Source organism: Vibrio sp. 03_296, from assembly GCF_002265885.1.
This window is the reverse complement of record NZ_NPKW01001322.1, coordinates 1-902: the sequence shown is the minus strand read 5'-3', so window position 1 is coordinate 902 and position 902 is coordinate 1. Positions and strand designations below refer to the sequence as shown.

At 45.0% G+C, this 902-nt stretch carries 1 protein-coding gene; it reads left to right on the top strand.

From position 1 onward, the window contains the following. Window positions 1–871, top strand: an 871-nt coding sequence (locus CIK04_RS31850) for an IS30 family transposase (protein WP_128824794.1), incomplete at its 5' end; no start/stop codon positions are given. Window positions 872–902 lie beyond the last annotated feature (31 nt).

Genomic DNA, 902 nt, shown 5'->3' with positions numbered 1-902 from the left:
GCGCCATAAAGCCACTATCTATCGAGAAATTGAACGCAATTGTCGTTACAACAAGTTCTTCGATAGGTACTCTTATCAACCACGGCGGGCACAGCAAATGGCTCGTAACCGGCTGAGCCGCTCGCGCAGAAACAAGCGCTACAGCAAAAGCGACTTTAGGTTACCTGAGGCCTTGCTACGACTGGATTGGAGCCCTGACCAAATCGTCGGATATCTAAGAATGAGAGGCTATCCAACAATGAGCCACGAGCTCATTTATCAGCACATTTGGAACGACAAAGCTCTCGGTGGAACCCTATGGAAACACCTACGCCAATCTACTAAGCAAAGGCGTAAAAGGTACAACTCAAAAGACAGTCGAGGACGGCTTGCAAATAAGCGTCATATTACCGAAAGACCAGAAAACGCTGAGCATCGAAAAGAGCCAGGTCACTGGGAAATTGATACTGTCGTTGGCCGCGGAACCAAGCACTGTATCGTGACTTTAGTCGACAGAATGACTGGCTACACTTTTATCGGGCAAATGGACGATAGAACAAGCGAGTCGCTCAACGTAAGAATGAGCAAAATCATGACCCGCTCTGACTTACCTTTTAAGACGATAACTTCGGATAACGGCACTGAATTTCATGGTTACGCACAACTAGAAAACATCATAACTGTCTGTTTACTTTGCAATCCATACCAATCATGGGAGCGAGGCACTAATGAAAACACCAATGGTTTGATACGACAATACTTACCAAAACGAACTTCCATGTCACACGTGACACAGAAGCTATGCAATGAAATTGCACACAAATTAAATACGCGCCCACGCAAAAGACTTGGGTATAGAACACCACTGGAGTATATTCATGCGCATCTTTAAAAAGTGTCGCACTTCAAACTTGATACTAAGT